General features: G+C 69.0%; 1 protein-coding gene. It reads left to right on the forward strand.

What is annotated here, in order from left to right; all coding sequences use genetic code 11:
• A partial coding sequence (locus FHP25_RS40520; protein ID WP_147852696.1) for a DUF4139 domain-containing protein occupies positions 1 to 590 on the forward strand: 590 nt, incomplete at both ends.

The following is a 590-nucleotide window of genomic DNA, read 5'->3' on the forward strand; positions in this document are numbered from 1 at the left end:
TCCGTGACCTGCCGTTCGACCAGGCGGCGCTGGGCTCGCCATCGGCATTGCTGAACGCGCTGCGCGGGGCGGAGATCACGGTGGGCGGTGCGCGCAGCGCGACGGGCCGTGTCGTGGCGGTGAATGGCGAGCCGGTGATCAGCCCCGAGGGCCGTCAGGTCGGGGTGCGCAACCGCGTGACGCTGATGACGGACAAGGGCCTGCAGCAGTTCGTGCTGGAGGAGGCGGAGACGCTGCAGTTCGCGGATCCGGCGGTTCGGGCGCAGGTTCAGAAGGCGCTGGCGGCGATCGCGTCGAACCGTGCGAAGGATGCGCGGACGGTTGAGCTGAGCGCGAAGGGTCAGGGGAAGCGGACGGTGCGTGTGGCGTACATCGTGACGGCGCCGCTGTGGAAGGCGTCGTACCGGCTGACGGTGCCGGGTGAGGGCGATGTGACGAAGGCGCACCTTCAGGGCTGGGCGGTTGTGGAGAACATGAGCGGCCAGGACTGGAAGGATGTGGACCTGACGCTGGTGTCGGGGCATCCGGTGGCGTTCCGGCAGGCGCTGTATCAATCCTACTACGTCGACCGCCCCTACGTGCCGGTCGAC

This window comes from Vineibacter terrae, from assembly GCF_008039615.1.
GTDB lineage: Bacteria > Pseudomonadota > Alphaproteobacteria > Reyranellales > Reyranellaceae > Vineibacter > Vineibacter terrae.